The sequence below is a fragment of the Blastomonas sp. AAP53 genome (genome assembly GCF_000331245.1).
GTDB lineage: Bacteria > Pseudomonadota > Alphaproteobacteria > Sphingomonadales > Sphingomonadaceae > Blastomonas.
The window spans coordinates 22,566-42,164 of the sequence record NZ_ANFZ01000007.1; the positions used below are offsets into that span (position 1 = coordinate 22,566).

The following is a 19,599-nucleotide window of genomic DNA, read 5'->3' on the forward strand; positions in this document are numbered from 1 at the left end:
AGACACAAGAGGCACCATGGACAATCTTCAACGCGTCCAATCCGTCGTCACCGCGCACCAGATTCTCGATGCGCTCGCCGCCCGGCCCGGCGGCTGTTCGCTGAGCGAACTGGCGCGACACCTCGACATGACGCCGTCGCGGGTGCTCCGCCACCTGGGCACCCTTGTCGAACTGGAGCTCATCGAGCGCACTGGAAACGATCCGGTCTATCGGCTGGGCATCGGGCTTGTACGACTGGCAACACAGGCCGCAAACCAGCATGAGGTCGGCAGGGTGGCGATACCGGCCCTTCGCAGATTGCATGACGACACCGGTCAGGCGGTGTATCTTGCGAGGCCGCAGCACACCAGCGCAACCGTCTGGCTGTCATTCGAAAGCGCAGGTTCGCCCCGTCTGACCATGGCGCCCGGCATGACATTCTCGCTCAGCGGATCCGCCTGCGGCCGTGCCATTCTCGCTTTTTCCGAGCCGCGGGCCGATCTGGAGCTTGCAAGCCAGCCCGACGACCGTTTTCCTGATCCGATCGCCACGCATGATGAACTGGCAGAGCGACTCGCCGCTATCCGGCAGCGGGGCTATGACCATTACGGCACGGATCTGCCGAATGCGGCGTTCAGCATTGCCGCGCCCGTGTTCGATCATCAGGGGTGCGCCGTCGGAGCCATCGGCATGCTCGGGTTTTCGCTGCATTATCATGAAAACGGGGACTTGCTGCTGCAGGCACTCGTCCGGGCGGCGCAATCCGTGTCGGCGCAGATGGGTTATACAGGCCCCCCCATCGCCCCTGCTTGACTTTATCGTATAGCGATATACTCTGTCGCTATACGATAAACGGAGCGGATGATGCTGGCAAGTTGGGATCGACTGGTCGACGATCAGGGGCAGCACGGTGCATTGCGCGTACGCCGCGATATTTTCTCGGACCCGGATGTGCACCTTGCCGAGCTTGAGACACTTTTCGAAAGCGGATGGATCTATCTGGCCCACAGCTCGCAGCTGCGTGCGGCCAATGATTATGTGACGGTCAACGCAGGCCGCAGGCCGGTGGTGATCATGCGCGGACAGGACGGCACCCTGCGCGCCTTTCACAACGCCTGCCCGCACAAGGGGGCGATGGTCTGCGCGCTGGATCGCGGCAACAGCAAGCTGCATGTCTGCCCCTATCACAGCTGGTCCTTCGGCAGCGATGGCGCCAACCGGGCTATCAAGGCAAAAAGTGACGGTGCCTATTCCGATGCGTTTCTGGCGACACGACAGGACCTTGTGCCGATCGCTCGCTTCGGGGCCTATCGCGGTTTCCTGTTTGGCAGCCTGACACCCGACGTTCCCAGCCTTGAGGACTATCTGGGCGATGCAAAGGTGTTCATCGACCTGTGCGAGGACCAAAGTCCGGACGGGCTGGAGCTGGTCCCGGGTCAATCGACCTTTACCTATGACGGCAACTGGAAGCACCAGCTCGAGAACTGCTCGGACGCCTATCATGTGACGTCGGTTCACCCCACCTATCTCAAGGTCGCGCAGGACCGGGCGCGCGAAAACATCGACAAGGAAACGGGCGGCATCTGGGAGCGCACCATGGCGATGCTGGACGAAAAGGCCAGCGCGGCGCGGGCGGGCAGCTTCAGCTTTGCCCATGGCCACACGGCCACCTGGGCGGCGGGCCTGCCCAGTCCGGGGCATCCACTATTCGACAAGCGCGAGGAGCTGGTCAAACGGCTTGGACCGGTCAGAGCGAAATGGATGTTCTATGGCCGCAATGTATCGATCTTCCCGAACCTTCAGTTTGTCGACAATTTTTCCAGCCAGATCCGGGTGTTGCGACCGCTTGCCGCGGGCAAGACCGAGATGGCGACCTGGTGCGTCGGACCGCAGGGGGAGGCTCCGCGCGCCCGCGCTCAACGCCTTCGGCAGTATGAGGACTTCTTCATGCCCAGCGGCATGGCGACGCCCGACGATCTGTGCGTCTATCAGGATTGTCAGGTGGCCGATACCGGCGCGCACGACCTGTGGCAGTCCTATGAGCGCGGGGTGACGAAGCAGCTTGACGGACCAACCGAAGAAACCGCCGAACTGGGCATAGCGCCGCTCTGGTCGACGCGGGGCGGACCTTCGATGTGGGATGAGACGCTGATGCACAATTATTATCGGGCATGGCGCGATCGGCTGACCGGCCAGACGGTACGCCAGACGGTGACGGCGTGAGCAGCCAGACTCTGACCGCAGCGCCCGGAGCCGTGATCGCCCCATCCTCCGCCGAACGCCTGATCATCGAAGAGGCAGCATGCCTGGATGAGCAGCGCTGGGATGACTGGCTGGCACTCTTCGTCGATGATGCCCGTTTCTGGGTGCCCAGCTGGGACGATTATTCCACGCCCACTACCGATCCGGAAAGCCAGTTGTCGCTGATCTTCTACGCCAGCAGGAAACGTCTTGAGGAGCGCGTCTGGCGGCTGCGTTCGGGACAGTCGCCGGCGTCCGTGCCGCTGCACCGCACCGTGCACAGCATCACCAACATCAGGGTGGATATGCAGGCCCCGCATGTCATCCATTCCAATGTGGTGGTGCACAGCTTCAATCCGCGCCGCAAGGAAACCACAGTGCTGTTCGGCACCTATCGCCACAGCCTGGTGGCGGGGCCGGATGGGCCAATGATTGCCGAGAAGAAGATATTGATCATGAACGATTATCTGCCCGCGTCGGTGGATATTTATACCATTTGAAGGAGAGCAGCATGCTGAACGAACACAGATCAGACGCCATGACCGCCAGCCCTATGCAGCAGGGCGGACAGGACCGCAGCAGCGCCGATGTGCGCAGCAGGGTCAGCGCTGAGGAATGGGAGGCGCGCGTCGAACTGGCTGCGCTCTACCGGCTGGTTGCCCATTACAAATGGACCGACACCATCTACACGCATATCTCGATGCGGGTGCCCGGCGAGCATACCTTCCTGATCAACGCCTTTGGTCTGTTGTATGAGGAAATCACCGCATCATCGCTGGTCAAGATCGATGTGCACGGCACGGTTCTGGATGACCCGACGGGCCTGGGCATCAACCGCGCCGGCTTCGTCATCCATGGCGCGATCCATGCCGCCCGTCATGATGTGGCCTGCGTGATCCACACCCACACCCGGGCCGGTGCGGGCGTTTCGGCGCAGGAGCATGGCCTTCTGCCGATCAGCCAGCACGCCGCAATCTTCATGGGGCGGCTCGCCTATCACGAGTTCGAAGGCATCGCCGTGAACGAAGCAGAGCAGGAGCGGCTGGTGGCCGATCTGGGCGACAAGCGCGTCATGATCCTGCGCAACCATGGCCTGCTCGCTGCCGGACGAAATGCCGGAGAGGCCTTTTATTATCTCAACACGCTGGAACGGGCGTGCGAGATCCAGATCGCGGCCCTGGCCGGTGGCGGACGCGTGCGGATGATTTCCGACGAATCGATCCAGGCCTGCTCGGCCGTGGTGGACTCGGTCGGATCGGATTTCTCGCGCGACTGGTCTGCGATGATGCGTCTGGCAGATCGGCTCGGACCCGATTTCAGGAACTGAGAAGCGATCTAATTATCTGACTATATGATCAGTCTTGTGCCCTTAAACTGTCCGCATGATTTAATTACTTGACACGCCTGTCCCCGCTGGCAATTTGCTGGCGAGGAGAGGCCAACGCCATGACAACGATAGCCCAGGCGGGACAGGCATGTCCCGCCGCTTTGAAGCCGGTCAACTTCATGCCGCGCGATATCGACTGCGTGCAAGAGGCGGACGGGACAATCTTTCTGCGCTCGCGCACCCCGCTCAGGCCGTGCCGCAATCATCTGCTGGATTACCTGCACCACCATGCAGACCACCGGCCAGACGCCACCTGGCTCGCCGAGCGTCGCGCCTATGGCGAAGGCTGGTCCAGCATCACATTTGCCGATGCCCGGCAGCAGGTCGATGCGCTGACCGAAGGCCTGCTGGTGCGGCTGGGTGATCATCCGGCAAATGATGCCCGCCTGGCGCTGCTGGGTGACAATTCCATCGACTATGCGCTGATCATGCTGGCGGCAATGCAGGCCAGGATCACCGTCGTCCCCCTTTCCGCAGCGTATGCCATGCCAGGCAACGACCATGCGCGGCTGCGCGGCCTGATCGAGACGGCCCAGCCGACCTTCATCTTCGCAGATAGCGTGGACCGGTTTGGTGATGCACTCCGCTCGCTGGCCGATTTCGGCATGCAGGTGTTCACCAGGACCGGCGGCGAAGCCTGGCCCCAGGCAGAGACGCTCGCCATGCTGCGCGGGAACCCGGGCGAAAGGGTATCGGCTTCGCGTCATGCCATCGACCCGCTGGCTCCTGCACGGCTGATGTTCACATCGGGATCGACCGGTCTACCCAAGGCGGTCATTCACACCCAGCGCGCCATGGTGGACGCTGCGGAATCGCTGTTGCAGGTCACCGGCGTGGATGAGACCAAGCCGATGGTCAGGCTCGACTGGGCACCGTGGAGTCATGTTTTCGGCGTCACCAACCTGATGCTGACGCTGATCGTCGGTGGCACCTTCTATATCGATGACGGCCGCCCGAGCCCCGACGGCATGGCGCGCACGATCCGCAACCTGCGCGAGGTCTTGCCGACCGGCTATGCTAATGTGCCCGCTGGCTTTGCAGCGCTGGTCAGCGCGATGGAGGCCGATGCCACGCTGGCGGCGCGGTTCTTCAACACCGTCGACTACATCAGCTACGCATCGGCGCGCTTGCCCGATGACGTGTCTGAACGTCTCCAGGCCTTGAGCGTGGCCCATTGCGGTTATCGCCTGCCGATCACCAGCGGCTTCGGGTCCACAGAAACAGCGGCTGCCGGGTCTTTTGTCCACTGGCCGACGGCATCCTCGGGCCTGATCGGACTGCCTCAGCCGGGCGTTGAGCTGAAGCTGGTGCCCGTCGGCGATGGGCGATACGAAGTGCGCCAGCGCGGTATCGGTATTTTCCCGGGCTATCACGCGAACCCTGTCGCGACCGCCGCGGCGTTCGATGATGACGGCTGGTACCGGTCAGGCGATGCCGCAAGCTTTGTCGATCCAGATGACATTCAGCAGGGGCTGGCATTTGCCGGACGTCTGACCGAAGAGTTCAAGCTTCAGACCGGCATTTTCGTGAAAGTGGGGCCGTTGCGCGCCGAGATCATGGCGCAGGCCGGCCCCCTTATCCAGGATATCGTGCTGTGCGGCGAGGGCGAGGCGTATGTGACGGCGCTGGTCTGGCTGAACCCGATGTGGTGCGGCAGGCTGGCAGCCCTCGACCCGGCCGACCGCGCTGCGATCAACGCAAACCTTCAGGTCCGCGCAGACCTTTCCGGAGCGCTGGCCAGGTTCAACGCCAGCCACACGGCATCAAGCGAGCGGCTTTGCCGGGTGATGCTGCTGGATGAGCCACCGTGCCTCGAGAGCGGCGAGATCACCGACAAGGGCACCATCAACCAGGCGCTGGTCCGTCGGCGCCGCGCAGATTCAGTGGCCGCCTTGTACGCCGCACAACCTGCATCAACGCTGCTGGTACTTGATCGCTGAGATAGCGGCTCCCCCCCCGGAACAGCATCAGAAGGGAGATAGGAAATGAGCGAGAATGATTCAGCCGCGAACTTTGAAGGCGGCTGTCTGTGCGGCGCGATACGCTATCGCTTCGACGGTCCCTTGATGGCGGTCGCGCAATGCTGCTGCCGCGATTGCCAGAAGGCGACGGGCACCGGCCATACCACGATCATCGCCATCCGCGATCACCAGCTTCAGGTGGAGGGCAGCCCGCGCACCTTCACCGTTGCAGGGGAATCGGGGCATGATGTGACCCGCCATTTCTGCGGCACGTGCGGCAGCCGCCTGTATACCGGAGGCGGCCTGCTGCCCGACGTGGTCATGGTGCAGTCCGGGACGCTGGACGACCCCAACAGCATCAGCCCGCAAAGTGTGATCTATACCAGGGACGCCGTGAGCTGGGACCGGTTCGACCCCGCCCTGCCCCGCTTCGAGACGATGCCGCCGCTGCCGGTCTGAAGTCACCGGTAATGTTCCAACCATCGGGCCGGTCTGCCGGTAAATCCGTGCAGACCGGACTGTGCTCCGTCAGGCGTTTTCGGGCGTCTGGAGAGCGTGATAGCCCAGTTCGGCGCGTGCGGTGTCCAGCCGCTTGCCCGCCTTCACCGCGGCCCGGATCTGATCCTCCACGGCTTCGATCTGTTCGGCCAGCATCAGGACCTCTAGCGCACGGTCAGCAGGAATGGCGACCACGCCATCGGCATCGCCTGCCAACCAGTCGCCGGGATCGACACGAACACCGCCGATCTGCACCGGGATGTCATAAGCAATCGCGGTGACCCTGTCCTTGCCGGTGCGCATGGTGTTACCGCGCGCAAACACCGGATAGGACAGCTCGACGCAACGATCGGAATCGCGGCAAACGCCGTCGATCACGGTCCCGGCGATGCCCTTTTCGCTGGCCACCCAGGTCAGAATATCGCCCCACACGGTCGCATCCATCCTGCCATCATTGTCGATCACGACAACCTGGCCGGGTTCGACATCATCGATATAGTCACCCACAGAGCCTCCGCTCTGCCCGACCGGCACCATGCGGATGGTGAACGCCCGCCCGGCAAAGCGCATGGTGCGGACAACCGGCATGATTCCGAGCGCCTGGCCATCGATCTTCAACCTGTCGAGCGCATCGGAAAGTGCAGTGGTTCCAGCAGCGGCCAGCCGCCGTGCCAAGTCTTCGTCGGTCATTTGCCGTCCTTCTTCAACATGTCCTCATAGTCCGCGCCGAGCACGTCGCCCAGCGGGCGGCCTGCTTCGATGTCGCGGGTCATCAGCTGCTCGCGGGCGAAAATCTGTTCCGCCACGGCAACGATTTCCTCGCCGCGGGTGTGGTCGATAAACACCACGCCGCTTGAGTCGGCCATGACGATGTCACCCGGCCTGACGGCAATCCCCGCGATCGTCACCGGTTCGTTGAACGCGTGTTCCGCAACCCGGCCACGGGCGGTGACGGGCACGGCTGCACGGCCGTAGATCGGGAAGCCCAGATCGGTGGCTTCATCGATGTCACGGAATGCGCCGTCGATGACGACACCGGCAATCTGTTTGGCGATGGCCCCGCGCGAGAGCAGGCCTCCCCAGCCCGAGACATCCGTGCGGCCGCGATGCTCGACCACGATGATCTCGCCACCTTGGGCGGACATGATGGCGCCTGCGCCCAGGTGCCGCTTGGGCAGACCGGGCATCGGCGCGCCGAGCTTGACGGTAAGCGCAGGGCCGCAGATGCGGCGGCGCACGGTCATCGGTGCGATGCCGAACACGGCGCCTGCAAGCCCGAGCTTGTCGAGCGCATCCGACACCGTGGGGGTGTCCAGCTTCAGCAGGCGGGCAATGATCGTGGTCATGCTGATTTCCTGTTGTCGAGCGCTGCGCGCAGCGAGAAGGATTCGAACGACGTGGCTTCAAGCCCCATCGCCGCCTCGAATTGCGCTTTGACATCGTCCGGTTGGCCAGCCTGGAACACATAGGTCGTGAACAGCATCCGAAGCCTGGGGTCGGCGAGGATCTGTGCCTTGGTGACGCCATCGCGCATCATGCCCAGCGTCATCATCGGCAGATCGACACCGGTATTGGCCGCCGGATCGCGGATCAGTCCCTTGGGCTCCTGGCCGTTTGACACGCGTTCAAGTTCATCGAAGAAGCGCCGCCGGACCATGACGATCCCCTTGTCGCTGAGGCCCAGATTTTCACGGGTGCGGTCGGTGATACGTCCCTGCCCCGCCCATGCCAGGAAATCCTGGTTCATCACATGCGAGGTGATCCAGTTGCCCTGCTCATCGAACACCGGACCATGCCAGGTGGGGATGTGCTCCTGCACATAGGGTTCCTGCTCGCGCGGGACGCGGGTGAACTTCCATGTAACGCTCAACGTGTTCTCGTCATCGATCGGCACCCGCCACTCGAAATGCTCGGTCAGGAAAAAGGCATTGGGCCACAGGAACACGCGGCCGATGGTCCAGTTCTCGTGGTTCTCGTCGGTGTCCTCCTTGATCCGCCGATAGACGAAGCCGTAATCGAACTCGTCAAAGTCGAGCTTGAGGTGGCGAGGGCTGTACTCGCCGTGATGGCCCTGAAGACGCATTCCCCAGTTCTCGTGCATCCACTCGAAATGCACCGGATCGATCGAGTTTTCCTGACACTGCAGCCAGTTGCAGGGCACCTGCGAAATCACCACCTGGCTGAAGCCGTTCTCCCAGCCGAATGGCGCCCAGTCCGGCACGAGCGGCGCGGGCTGCGGCCCCATATAGGCCCACAGCATGCCTGCCTTGACCTCGACCGGATAGGCCTTGGCCTTCACACTGCCCCGTCCGCCCTTGCCGCCGCGCGCAACGTCCTCGAACGGCTGCTGGGTGCATGCACCGCTGTGATCGAAGCACCAGCCGTGGTAGTTGCAGCGCAGCCCCTTCTCTTCGACCATGCCATAGGCAAGGTCCGCGCGCCGGTGGGGGCACTGGCGTTCGATCAGCCCGAACTGTCCCGACAGATCCTTGTACAGCACCAGGTCCTCGCCAAACAGCCGGACGGGCTTGACGGGCTTGTCGGCAAATTCGCTGACCCCGGCGACCGGGTGCCAATAGCGGCGCAGATAATCGCCCATCGGCGTGTCCTGCCCCACGCGCGTCAGCAGTTCATTCTGTTCCTGTGTCAGCATCGCACCCTCCTGCCTGCTCAATCACCGACGAATGCGGTCGCATCGCACTGGACCAGCATGTTGGCGGGCAGCGCTTCGTTCACCAGCGTATGACGGGCCGGTCGCGATGCCTCGTCGGGAAAGGCCACCAGCCACTGCCGGTTCACCGCCTGCCGCGCTTCGGGCACTTTGACATAAACCGTCATCCGCACGATGCTGTCCATGCTGCCGCCAGCCGCCGTCATGATGCGTTCCAGGTTCCAGAACATCAGCCGTGCCTGCTCGTCCAGGTCATCGGGAAGCGCGCGGGTTTCGGGATCGATCCCGCTGACCCCGCCCGTCATTACCAGCGGGCCGACGCGCGATGCTGCCGGGATGGGCAGGCCGCCGTGGTGATAGCCTTCTACGTCGATGCTGATCCGTTTTGCCATGTCATTTGCTCCAGTAAGCGAAGGCAACGCCAATGCCGGTGCCTGCCGGTGTCCGGCGAATGGGTTCATAGGCCGACCATTGCAGCGCCAGCCCCGATGCGACGCCTGCGGTCATGATCCAGTTGAGGATTTCGGACGAGCCTTCCAGCAGCGCCTCACGCGGGATGCTCCGCAGGATGTCGCGTCCGCCTGAAAGATTGTCCATCAGCCTGCGGTCGAGCCCTTCTTCGACCACAAAGTGGCTGAGCCCGCCCGATGCGAGAACCGCCACGCGATAATCCGAAGGCGACTGCTCGATGACCTGCCGCAGGGCTTCGCCCACATCATGGCAGCGCGCCGCCGACATCACGTTGGGCGGATAATAGGTATTGAGCAGAACCGGAATGATCGGGATCGACCGCTCGCCGAACAGGCGCTCGACCGGGAAGCCGAAGGCATGGCCGAACCCGGCGTTTTGAGGGTCCTTGACCTCGTTGCACACGGCAAGATCGACATCGCGGTCCATCAGGCCGTGGATCAGTTCCAACGCAAAGTCGGGGTGCCCCGGAAAGACGTGCGTCTCGTCCATGGCATAGCCCTTGGCGACGGTCTTCATCCAGTCCGGGATCTCGTCATCATAGCTGTGGGTGACGACATCCTGCCCCCAGTAGATGGCGATGGCAGGCATGTTGCCGGGACGATAGAGCTCGCTCTGGTCATCGCCGATGACGATCACGATGTCGGGTGCCGCCCGTTCGATCTCGGCGGCCAGCCGGTCCAGGTGCTGCTGGCACCGATAGGCGATCTGGTTGAACATGGGAACCGTGGCGACATCGCCATAGGGCTCGCCATTGCGGGCGACCAGCTCCTCGTAATTGAGGACCGTGCCATCTTCCAGCGTCAGCCGGGGATTGCGCAAGTCGGCTGCAGCCCGGTTGTGCCATTCGCTGCCAGGCAGGGTGAGGATAGGTGTGTGCGACGTTCCGATCGCCAGGACTATTTCAGCCACGCATCGGTATCCCGTGGCGCGCCGCATTGGCGCACCGCCCCAAGGCTCCTGCCTTTACCATCATCCCATTCCTCCTAGAATTTGTAGACGTCCAGCGTTGTTGCGCCGGCCCGAAGCTTGTTCATGATCTCGACCTCGGCCAGGTCGCGCTTTTCCGATGCCTCGATCACGGCAGCCGCTTCGGCAGCCGGAAAGCAGACGAGCCCGTCGGCATCCCCCACCACCAGATCGCCCTTGCGCACCACGACCTCGCCAATGCGAACCGGATCGCCGACCGCGCCATCGCCCTTGTGGTTCTTGCCCGTGCCCAGAATGGTGACCGTACGGCAGAAGGTGGGCAGTCCCATCTCCACCAGGCGCAGGCTGTCGCGGACACCGCCGGTGATGACCAGTCCGGCCACGCCGCGCACCTGCGCTGCGGTGGCCATGATCTCACCCCAATAGCCGAAATCAGTGCCCTCTGCGGTATCGACCACCAGCACATCGTCGCTGGAAGCCTCGACCAGCGCATGATGGATCCACAGATTGTCGCCCGCCGGGCACCGTATTGGCAGCGCGCGGCCTGCCATATGCATGGTGGGAGCCAGTGGCTTCAGCCAGCCCGGCAGCGCGCCTCGGCGGCCAGAGGCTTCGTGCAGGGTGGCAGAGCTCAATCGCCTGGCTCTTGCCAGCAAATCCATGGAATCAGCCTGGCCGATGTCCGGTTCCGTCACGCTATCCGCCCCTTAAATTAACCTGTCGTTCTACTTGTCAGCCTCTATACTAATCATACGGATGGTTTAGCAAGGAGTATCTTTGCCGAGATGATAGACTTGCCAGCTGGCCGCACACAACGCAGCCGATGGCGCGCACGGACGCGCGCCTGCGCCACAGGCACAGCGATGCTCGATTCATGATATTTGAAAAAACTCTGCCACTATCCGGTCGGCTGCCCGAATAGGGCCGTGCCGCTCACCGGATCACGATCCGATCAGTTCACCGGATCGCGAAAAAACAGGGCCTGGCACATCTCGACATGCTCTTCGACGAATTCGGGGGTGAAAGGCGAGCGTCCGGTCATCGCCTCGACTTCAGAGGCGAGCATGAAGATGCGGGCCGCTGCGCCGAGAAACAGATAATGCAGATGGGTTGGATCGCCCTTGATATAGCGACCTGCATCCTGAGCTGCGGTAATCAGGTCGATAAAAAGTCTGAAGCTGTCCTTGAGGACGTTTTCCAGCAACCAGTCGAGGCGCTCGCCTCCGTGTCCGGCCTCGTGTGACATCAGCCAGTGAAGCTCGGGATGCTGGGCCCCGATGCGGATAAAATCCGCCTGCAGCAGCCTCAGCTTGGTGACATCATCCACGCCGTGCAGGCCCGCAAGCCGCTGGGTAAACGCCTCCTGGTACCAGTTGATGACGTAATGCATCACCGCTTGCCAGATTCCCAGCTTGGTTTCGAAATGATAGATCACCAGCGCGTGGCGCAGACCGGCACGCTCGGCAATCGAGCGGGTGGAGGCACCGTCAAACCCGCGCTCGGCAAATTCCTGCGCCGCAGCGGCCAGGATGCGGTTGCGCTTCTCGATCGAGCGGCCCTGTCGGCGGCGCACGTGCACCACCTCGTCCTTGTCAGAGGCCTCTTCGCCCCATATTTCGCCGATTTCGCGCTTCACCAATCACCTTAACCCTATCAAACGATCCCTTTAAGGCCTGCTAACCTGCATCGCTGTTCAAAACCAGTCCCTATCGGCATTCATCGGGAATGGCCAGTTTGACACGCGAAAGCCGCCGAACGGGTCTGGAGAACCTTCGGCATTTACAGGGCTACCGGAATCATTGGGGCGATGCGGCACCACCCGACCGCCTCATGCGATCCGGGTGGCGCTGCACCGTCCGGGCAGGTTCAGACCTTTGTCTTGTTCAGGTCATAGGCCCCAAGGCCGGGCTTGTAGCTCTTTTCGTCAAGGAACTGCCGCAGACCTTCCTTGCGACCTTCGCCGTCATAATAGAACGCCGCTTCCTGCGCGCGCAGCAGATAGTCTTCCGCATTGTCGTAGGTCATCTCGCGCACGCGACGCATCGCATCCTTGGTGGCCTTCAGCGCGACCGGGTTCTTGCCGAGCAGGATGTTGGCCACCTGTGTCACCCGATCCTTCAGTTGCGCCAGCGGTGCGCTCTCGTTTACCAGGCCCCATTCGGCAGCCTTGGCGCCATCAACCATTTCGCCGGTCATGGCATGGTACATCGAACGGCGGAACGAGAGCAGCTCTGCCGCCACCTTGGTAGCGCCGCCGCCGGGCAGGATGCCCCAGTTGATTTCAGACAGGCCGAACTGAGCCTCGTTGGCTGCAAACGCCAGATCGCAGCCGAGCAATGGGCCATAGCCACCGCCAAAGCACCAGCCGTTGACCATGGCGATCGTCGGCTTCTGGTACCAGCGCAGGCGACGCCACCAGCCATAGGATTCGCGCTGCGCCTTGCGGACACCGGCAAGCCCCTCTTTCTCCACATCACGGAAATACTCCTGAAGGTCCATGCCTGCCGACCAGGAGGTGCCTTCGCCCGACAGGACGAGAACGCCGACTTCTGGGTCAAATTCGAGCCTGTCGAGCACATCCTTCATTTCGCGGTTGAGCGTGGGCGACATGCAGTTGCGCTTGTCGGGGCGGTTGAACCGCACCCATGCAATCCGGTCCACCACCTCATAGGCGACGGTGCCTTTGGGAGATACTTCCACCATAATTCGGTCCTTTCTGCTCACTTTTGACAGGCTTGCCGGTGCGGGACGCGCCCGCGGCCAGCAGCCCGTGGCCCCTTGCGACCACGTTACTATACTATATAGCATATATCATTTTGCAAAGGGCCGTTTTTTCAGCTACCGCAGCATCATGACATCGAAGACCCACCATCCTCTGGGCAATGCGCTGGGCTATTGGCTGCGCCGTGCTACAAGCGCACTGATGGCTGACCTGGGGCGGCGGCTGGGCGATGTGGAGCTTTCGATTGTGGAGGCCACGGTCGTCGTTCTGATCGGTGCCAACGAGAATATCTCGCAGAGCACGCTGGGCCGCGAGCTGGGCATCAAGAGCGCCAACATGGCGCCGATGATCGCCCGGCTCACCGCCCGGGGTCTGGTCGCTCGCGGCCGGACCGAAGGGCGCTCTCAGGGCCTTGTTCTGACGGCGGCCGGCAAACGGACAGCAAAACAAGCATTTGAGATCGTCCAGCAGTTCGAGAACGAGATCGCTGCAGACCTGCCCGAACCGCTGCTCGAACAGATGCAGGCCAAGCTCAAGCAGATCGCGCAGCGCCGAAGCGATTAGCCATCCGGCATGACGACGCGGCCAACGGCCTGCGGCAAGGGTTTCTCCAAGCAAGCTGATGTTTGGGCTTTGTCACGCGCAATATCCCGCAAATGCAGGACAGAGCAGGAAATCCATAAATGACGGATTCAACTGAAGCTGGCCGACCACCTGCCCGTGCAGGGACGGAGCCTCTGTTTTGGCATGGTCAGTCAATCGCGGGCAGGATTTAGTGCGCGATGCACACTGACTTTGTTTCAAGATAGGGATCCAGCCAGTCGACGCCGAAATCGCGACCGATTCCCGATTGCTTGTAGCCGCCAAACGGCATCGCAGGATCAATCAGCACATGCGTGTTGACCCAAACCGTGCCCGCTTCAATCCGAGGGATGGTCTGCATCGCCGTGGTGAGGTCGCTCGTCCACAGACTGGCGGCCAGGCCGGTGACGCCGGCATTGGCACGGGCCACAGCTTCATCGAGCGAGGCCACCGGCGTGATTGCCAGCACCGGCCCGAAGACCTCCTGCCTGGCCAGGTCGATATCATCAGCGGGGTCAAGAACCAGCGTCGGCTCGACATAAAATCCAGTATCGGGAACGCGCGCGCCCGCGACCAAGGTCGCGCCCTTCGCGCTGGCATCGGCCAGAAAGGCCCGGACGCGCGCCTGGTGCTGGCGACTGGCGAGCGGATTGACTGTCGCCGCCGGATTGCTGCCAGGACCAACCGGCATAGCCTGGATCATTGCCTCCAGCATTTCAGTCAGCGGACGATATAGCGTCGTATCGACAAAGATGCGCGATGCCGAGGCGCACACCTGCCCCTGATTGAGAAATGCGCCCAGCCCCATGCCCTGCACGACCTTGTCCAGATCGGCGTCAGCAGCAATGATCGCGGGGTTCTTGCCGCCCAGTTCCAGCGTTGTGCGCGCCATCCGGTCCATCGCCAGCCTGCCTATGCGCTTACCGGTGGCGATCGACCCGGTGAACGAGATTTTGGCGATATCGGGATGCACTGAGAGCGCCTGCCCGGCAACCGCGCCGCGGCCAGTGATGACATTAAACACGCCGTCCGGCACGCCGGCCTGGGTGGCAAGTTCGGCGAGGCGGAATGCGGTCAGCGGCGTGGTTTCTGATGGCTTGAGGACCAGGGTACACCCGGCGGCGAGCGCCGGTGCGATCTTCCAGATGGCGATCAGCGTGGGGAAATTCCACGGCACGATGCCGGCGACCGGCCCGATCGGCTCGCGCCGGGTGAATGTGGTCCAGTGCGTCGGACCTCCGGGTAGCGAAGTATCAAAACTGCGACCACTGATCTTGGTGGCAAGCCCGGCGGCAAACTGCATCCATTCCGCCCCAGCGCCGGCGCCCAGCATCCGCGAGACATTGATCGACTTGCCCTGTTCGCGGGTTTCCAGCTGCGCCAGCTCTTCGCCATGCTCGTCAATCAGCATCGCGAAGCGAAAAAGGATGCGCTCGCGTTCAGCTGGGCGCAGGCTGCGCCAGCGTCCGTCTCGGTGCGCACGGACGGCAGCAGCGACCACGCGGTCGACATCGGCAGCGTCGGCATCAGCAGCGCAATCGAAAGCTTCGCCGGTTGCCGGGTCGTATACCGGCAGCCGGTCTGCACTGTTAAGCGAGATATATCCACCGTCGCAATAGGCCGAGGCTTCAGTCCGTGTAGTCATTGGGTCATGTTTCCCTTCAAAATCCGTTCGCACGTTCGACAACATAGGCGCGGACGGACTCCATCTGCGCTTCGGTCAGATCCCGACTGAATGAGACCATGCCGTTCTGCATCAGTACTCCGTCGCGGACCACGGAGAGCCACGCCTGTCGGTCGCCGATCGTGCTGGACCAGCGCAGTTCGGGGAGCACGCCGCCAGAGACGACGCCATCTCCATGGCAACCCGAGCAGCTGCGGGCATAGACCGTCCGCCCGGTCGCAATCTGCGCCGCCGTGCCGAAGCGTGCAGGCGGAGACGGCGGACGGCCGGTGGTGTTGGGCAGCGCAGGCAGGCTCGCCGTGCCATCAAGCGCAAATGTCAGCACGCGGGCACGATTGGGTCGGTCGTTGCTCTTTTTCGCCAGATGACCCAGCAGCAGCGGATAGATGCCACCCCAGCCGACCACGACCGACACCATTTGCCGGTCGCCGATCGCATAAGTCACTGGCGGTGCGATGATCCCGGCCTGGGCAGGAAAGCTCCACAGTTTCTTGCCGTTCCGCGCATCATAAGCGACAAAATCACCAGCGGACGTGCCCTGGAAAACCAGATTGCCGGCGGTGGCCAGCAAACCACCGTTCCACGGGCCGACGTGTTCGACGCGCCAGCGTTCCTTGCCCGCAACCGGGTCCCAGGCGATGATCCGTCCCTTGAGGCTCGCCTTGATCTGGGCCATCGCCGCTTCATCGGTCACCGGCGGTCCCATCTTCTCAAGGTCCAGACCCAGGTTGACCGACTGTTTGCGCCAGCTGAACTGCTGATCGGGCACGTAAGGCGCGCCCACCTCCTGCGCGGGAATATAGACCAGCCCGGTCTGGGGGCTGAACGCCATGGGGTGCCAGTTATGCCCGCCAAGGAAGCCAGGCATACCCACCCAGGGCTGCTTGACGCGGTGATAGCGGGCAGCAGGATTTACCTTTGGCCGCCCGGTCTTGAGGTCAACTCCGCTCGACCAGTTGACCGGCACGTAATTGTTGGCCGACAGCAGTTTGCCAGTCTCGCGGTCGAGCACGTAGAAATAGCCGTTCTTTGGTGCCTGCATCAGCACCTTGCGCAGCTTGCCCTCGATCTTGAGGTCGGCAAGGATCATGTGCTGTGTTGCGGTGTAATCCCACTGGTCGCCGGGCGTGGTCTGGTAGTGCCAGACATATTCGCCCGTATCGGGACGCAGAGCGACGATGGATGACAGGAACAGGTTGTCGCCGCCGCCGGGAGACCGAATGGCGGGGTTCCAGGGCGATCCATTGCCGACGCCGATATAGACGAGGTTGAGATCAGGATCGTACGCCATCGAATCCCAGACCGTGCCGCCGCCGCCGACTTCATCCGGCTTGCCCGACCAGGTCTTGCCGGCCATCTTCTCGAAAATGGCATCGGATGCAGCGCCATCGCGCACACCCGCCTTGCCGGGTACGGTATAGAACCGCCACGCCAGCTTGCCGGTGGCCATGTCATAGGCGCTGACATAGCCGCGCACCCCGAATTCGCCGCCGCCGTTGCCGATCAGCACCTTGCCGGCAACAAGCCGCGGCGCGCCGGTGATGGTATAGTTGCGTTCCGGGTCAACCGTCATGGTCTCCCACAGCAATTTGCCGGTTTTCGCATCGAGAGCGAACAGACGGCCGTCGAAACTGGCCGAGAACAATGTGCCATTCTCGATAGCAACGCCGCGGTTGACGACATCGCAGCAGCCCTTGACCGCAGCTGCGCCGGGCACCTTGGGGTCATATTGCCACAGCAGCTTGCCGGTCGCGGCTTCAAACGCCTGCACCTTTGACCAGGCGGAGGTGGTGTACAGGATGCCGCCGACCATGATCGGCGTCGCTTCCTGTCCGCGATTGACATCAAGGTCGTGATACCAGGCCAGTTTCAGTCCGCTCACCGTCTTGTCGTTGATGGCGGTGAGCGGACTGAAGCGGTCTTCAGCCAGGGTACGGCCATGGCGTGCCCATTCGCCTTCGGCCCCCTCTGCCAAGACCGACTGACCGGCGGGCAGGTCACTGCAGGCCGCAGTGCCCGACAACAAGAGGCCCAACAGCGCCGCCGCAATTCCCTGCCCTGCCCTCATCAGAAATTGTATCCGATCTGCAGATACCATTCGCGCGGACGGGCATGGGTTTCATAGATGAAGCCGACACCAGGCTGGTTGAACCCGGACACGATATAGCGCTTGTCCAGCAGGTTGGTCACGCCGCCGCCCAGGTACCAGCGGTCGTCATGGCTATAACGGACCGTGGCGTTGGCAATGCCATAGTCTTCCTGCACCAACTGCGGCGTATTCACCGCGTCGTTGAAAGTGTCGTCACGCCAGCTGTAATCCAGGTGGAACGCCATGAAGCTGGTGCCGGACAGTTCCAGTCGATAATCCGCAGCCAGCGAGAAGGTGTTTTCAGGCGTGTTGACGAACTGATTGGTCAGGAAGATGCCCGCCGCATTGGCGCGTGCATCAAGCCGGGTGTATTTGGCATCGATATAGCCATAGCTGGCACTCAGCTGGAACGACGGGGTCACGGCCCATGCGAGATCGACCTCTACCCCCCTGATCTTGGAAGATCCGGCATTGGTCGTCAGCGGCGAGATGCCCCGCTGCACGACCAGCTGCAGGTTGCGATAGTCGGTCGAGAAGGCCGCGATGTTGAACCGCACCGAACGGTTTGCGAATTCCGATTTGACACCGGCTTCCCAGGAACGCGCGGTTTCCGGCTGGAACGACGGGGCGACAAGCTCGGGACCGGTCAGACGCGTATCCCATCCACCCGCCTTGAAGCCTTCGGAATAGGAGACATAGGTGAAGATGTCGTCCGTCAGCTTGTATTGCACCCCACCACGGATCGACACGTCGTTGAAGGACTGCCGGTTGACCCCGGGCGGAAAGAGGATGGTGGTGTCGCTGGGCACGGGGAAGGCCGCCAGCGGAACACCCAGCTTGAAGCTCAGATCATTGAGGTCGCGCTGGCCGCCGACAAAGCGCTTGCGCTCTGCGGTGTAGCGCACGCCGAAGTTGGCGCTCAGGCGTTCGGTGAAGTTGAACGTGCCCTCGGTAAACGCCGCATAGCTTTTGTTGCGGATGTCGTTGGGGCCGAACACCTGGAACAGCCCGCCGCCCAAAGGCACGAGATCGTTGTTCTCGCCCGCTTCGTTGAAATAGTACAGGCCGGCGAGCCATTTGAAGTTGTCGCTGTCATAGGTCAGCTGCAGCTCCTGGCTGAACTGATCCTGGTTGAGCTGGAAGCCGTGATGATCGATGACCAGTGGCGACATATCTGCGTCCTCGCCGAAGATCGAGGTCATCTTGCGATAGGCGGTGATCGATCGCAGCGAGAAGGCATCTGACAGGTCGTGGTTCACGTCGAGGCTGATGCCCCAGACGTCGAGCTTCGTCCCTGCGATCGAATTGCCGTATGTCGTGTACCGGTCCGGGGTGACAAAGCGGTTGTCATAGGGCGTGCGCGACGTGAACTGCGGGTTGATCTGCCCGCCCAGCAGGCCGTTGGTGATCGATCCGCACACCGGTAGCGGCGCGCCGGCAACACAGGCATTGTACAGGCCCGAAATGCCCTGGCCCGTGGTGGTGACCAGCGTCGATGGCGCGGCATTTTCGCGCGTGCGGGTGTAATCCGCAATCAGCCGGACCTCGGTATCACTGCCCGGCTCCCACAGCAGGTTGGCGCGGATGGTGTCCGAGTTTTCATTGCCCAGATCATTCCCGCTGGGCAGCCCGTTCAGAATGCCGTTGTCAATGCTGCGGAAGTTGGCCTGATCGGCGGGCAGCACGCCCGGAAAGGGAATGCGCTGGACGAAGCCGTCGCGGTTCTTGGTCGAGAAAGAGACCGACGCAAACAGCGTTTCGGCCAGCGGAATGTTCATCGAGCCACGAAGGTCGAGGCGGTTGTAACGGCCGGTTGTCGCTTCCAGCCGGGCACCGAAGTCCTTGCTCGGCCTCTTCGTCACCAGGCTGATCGCACCGCCGATCGTGTTGCGCCCGAACAGCGTGCCCTGCGGACCCTTGAGAATTTCGATGCGGTCAAGATCGAGCAGATCCATCACACCACCCACATTGCGGGCGATATACACTCCATCGACGTACAGGCCGACGCCTGGTTCGAAGTTCATGGCATAGTCGGACTGGCCGATGCCGCGGATGTAGGCGACCAGCGCACTGGACGATCCCGAGATCGGAGCAGACCCGTCAAGAGTGACATTGGGTGCGAAATCGGCAATCTGCGACACGTTGGTGATGCCGCGCTGCTCAAGATTTTCTGCCGAGACGGCCGTGATGGAGATCGGCACTTCCTGCAGGTTTTCGGATGTCTTGCGCGCCGTGACGACGATTTCACTCAGGCCCGATGCGCCTTGATCGGCATCCTGCGCACAGGCCGGTGCCACTATCGCTGCACAGGCCGTGCCCAGCAGTGCGCAGCGCACCGACGTCTTGAATAGACTCTTCATCTTGTCCTCCCCCGAATTTTTGGCTT

Annotated in this window: 18 protein-coding genes; 7 read left to right on the forward strand and 11 right to left on the reverse strand. The window is 62.4% G+C overall.

The genetic code is table 11. The features are described 5' to 3' along the window. Nucleotides 1-16 precede the first annotated feature (16 nt). The 6 genes from D618_RS0106105 to D618_RS0106130 all read left to right on the forward strand — a co-directional run bounded on the left by D618_RS0106105 (nt 17) and on the right by D618_RS0106130 (nt 6,028). Nucleotides 17-793 (forward strand): IclR family transcriptional regulator, encoded by a 777-nt coding sequence (locus D618_RS0106105; RefSeq protein WP_017670613.1) that lies wholly within the window; start codon nt 17-19, stop codon nt 791-793. A gap of 48 nt (nt 794-841) precedes the next feature. Further along, nucleotides 842-2,203, forward strand: a complete 1,362-nt coding sequence (locus D618_RS17815; RefSeq protein WP_017670614.1) for a Rieske 2Fe-2S domain-containing protein — start codon at nt 842-844, stop codon at nt 2,201-2,203. Next, nucleotides 2,200-2,721 carry an aromatic-ring-hydroxylating dioxygenase subunit beta gene (locus tag D618_RS0106115; protein ID WP_017670615.1) on the forward strand — a complete coding sequence of 174 codons (522 nt, stop codon included), beginning with the start codon at nt 2,200-2,202 and terminating at the stop codon, nt 2,719-2,721. Before D618_RS17815 ends, D618_RS0106115 begins: the two co-directional genes overlap by 4 nt. 11 nt (nt 2,722-2,732) lie before the next feature. Beyond that, nucleotides 2,733-3,548, forward strand: coding sequence for a class II aldolase/adducin family protein (locus D618_RS0106120; protein ID WP_238550599.1), 816 nt, complete (start codon nt 2,733-2,735; stop codon nt 3,546-3,548). 119 nt (nt 3,549-3,667) lie between these two features. Then, a complete protein-coding gene (locus tag D618_RS0106125; RefSeq protein ID WP_026091362.1) occupies nt 3,668-5,548 on the forward strand; it encodes an AMP-binding protein in 1,881 nt (626 codons plus the stop codon). Between the two features lie 45 nt (nt 5,549-5,593). Further along, the gene (locus tag D618_RS0106130) at nt 5,594-6,028 is read left to right on the forward strand and encodes a GFA family protein (protein WP_017670618.1); all 435 of its coding nucleotides are present in this window, start codon (nt 5,594-5,596) and stop codon (nt 6,026-6,028) included. Between the two features lie 69 nt (nt 6,029-6,097). Here D618_RS0106130 and D618_RS0106135 read toward each other — a convergent pair whose 3' ends face one another. The 8 genes from D618_RS0106135 to D618_RS0106170 all read right to left on the reverse strand — a co-directional run bounded on the left by D618_RS0106135 (nt 6,098) and on the right by D618_RS0106170 (nt 12,839). Continuing rightward, nucleotides 6,098-6,757: an RraA family protein gene (locus D618_RS0106135; protein WP_017670619.1), complete on the reverse strand. Its 660-nt coding sequence runs from the start codon at nt 6,755-6,757 to the stop codon at nt 6,098-6,100. Next, the gene (locus D618_RS0106140) at nt 6,754-7,413 is read right to left on the reverse strand and encodes a hypothetical protein (RefSeq protein WP_017670620.1); all 660 of its coding nucleotides are present in this window, start codon (nt 7,411-7,413) and stop codon (nt 6,754-6,756) included. The genes D618_RS0106135 and D618_RS0106140 overlap by 4 nt, the downstream gene beginning before the upstream one ends. Then, on the reverse strand, nt 7,410-8,720 hold the full coding sequence (locus tag D618_RS0106145; protein WP_017670621.1) for an aromatic ring-hydroxylating dioxygenase subunit alpha: 1,311 nt from the start codon (nt 8,718-8,720) through the stop codon (nt 7,410-7,412). Before D618_RS0106145 ends, D618_RS0106140 begins: the two co-directional genes overlap by 4 nt. A gap of 17 nt (nt 8,721-8,737) precedes the next feature. Continuing rightward, the gene (locus tag D618_RS0106150; RefSeq protein ID WP_017670622.1) at nt 8,738-9,130 is read right to left on the reverse strand and encodes a RidA family protein; all 393 of its coding nucleotides are present in this window, start codon (nt 9,128-9,130) and stop codon (nt 8,738-8,740) included. Between the two features lies 1 nt (nt 9,131). Beyond that, nucleotides 9,132-10,118: an extradiol ring-cleavage dioxygenase gene (locus tag D618_RS17820; protein ID WP_193746683.1), complete on the reverse strand. Its 987-nt coding sequence runs from the start codon at nt 10,116-10,118 to the stop codon at nt 9,132-9,134. A gap of 74 nt (nt 10,119-10,192) precedes the next feature. After that, on the reverse strand, nt 10,193-10,831 hold the full coding sequence (locus D618_RS0106160) for an RraA family protein (protein WP_026091363.1): 639 nt from the start codon (nt 10,829-10,831) through the stop codon (nt 10,193-10,195). 257 nt (nt 10,832-11,088) lie between these two features. Beyond that, complete coding sequence (locus D618_RS0106165) at nt 11,089-11,772, reverse strand: TetR family transcriptional regulator (RefSeq protein WP_193746684.1); 684 nt, start codon at nt 11,770-11,772, stop codon at nt 11,089-11,091. 230 nt (nt 11,773-12,002) lie between these two features. Further along, a complete protein-coding gene (locus tag D618_RS0106170; RefSeq protein WP_017670626.1) occupies nt 12,003-12,839 on the reverse strand; it encodes a p-hydroxycinnamoyl CoA hydratase/lyase in 837 nt (278 codons plus the stop codon). A gap of 148 nt (nt 12,840-12,987) precedes the next feature. Here D618_RS0106170 and D618_RS0106175 point away from each other — a divergent pair, with 148 nt between their 5' ends. Continuing rightward, nucleotides 12,988-13,422 (forward strand): MarR family transcriptional regulator, encoded by a 435-nt coding sequence (locus D618_RS0106175; protein ID WP_017670627.1) that lies wholly within the window; start codon nt 12,988-12,990, stop codon nt 13,420-13,422. Nucleotides 13,423-13,630: 208 nt separating this feature from the next. Here D618_RS0106175 and D618_RS0106180 read toward each other — a convergent pair whose 3' ends face one another. The 3 genes from D618_RS0106180 to D618_RS0106190 are packed head-to-tail and all read right to left on the reverse strand — an operon-like array spanning nt 13,631 to nt 19,573. Next, entirely contained in the window at nt 13,631-15,085 is a 1,455-nt protein-coding gene (locus D618_RS0106180) for an aldehyde dehydrogenase family protein (protein WP_017670628.1), read from the reverse strand. A gap of 16 nt (nt 15,086-15,101) precedes the next feature. After that, a complete protein-coding gene (locus tag D618_RS0106185) occupies nt 15,102-17,159 on the reverse strand; it encodes a PQQ-dependent dehydrogenase, methanol/ethanol family (RefSeq protein ID WP_238550600.1) in 2,058 nt (685 codons plus the stop codon). A gap of 32 nt (nt 17,160-17,191) precedes the next feature. Then, on the reverse strand, nt 17,192-19,573 hold the full coding sequence (locus D618_RS0106190) for a TonB-dependent receptor (RefSeq protein WP_017670630.1): 2,382 nt from the start codon (nt 19,571-19,573) through the stop codon (nt 17,192-17,194). Nucleotides 19,574-19,599 lie beyond the last annotated feature (26 nt).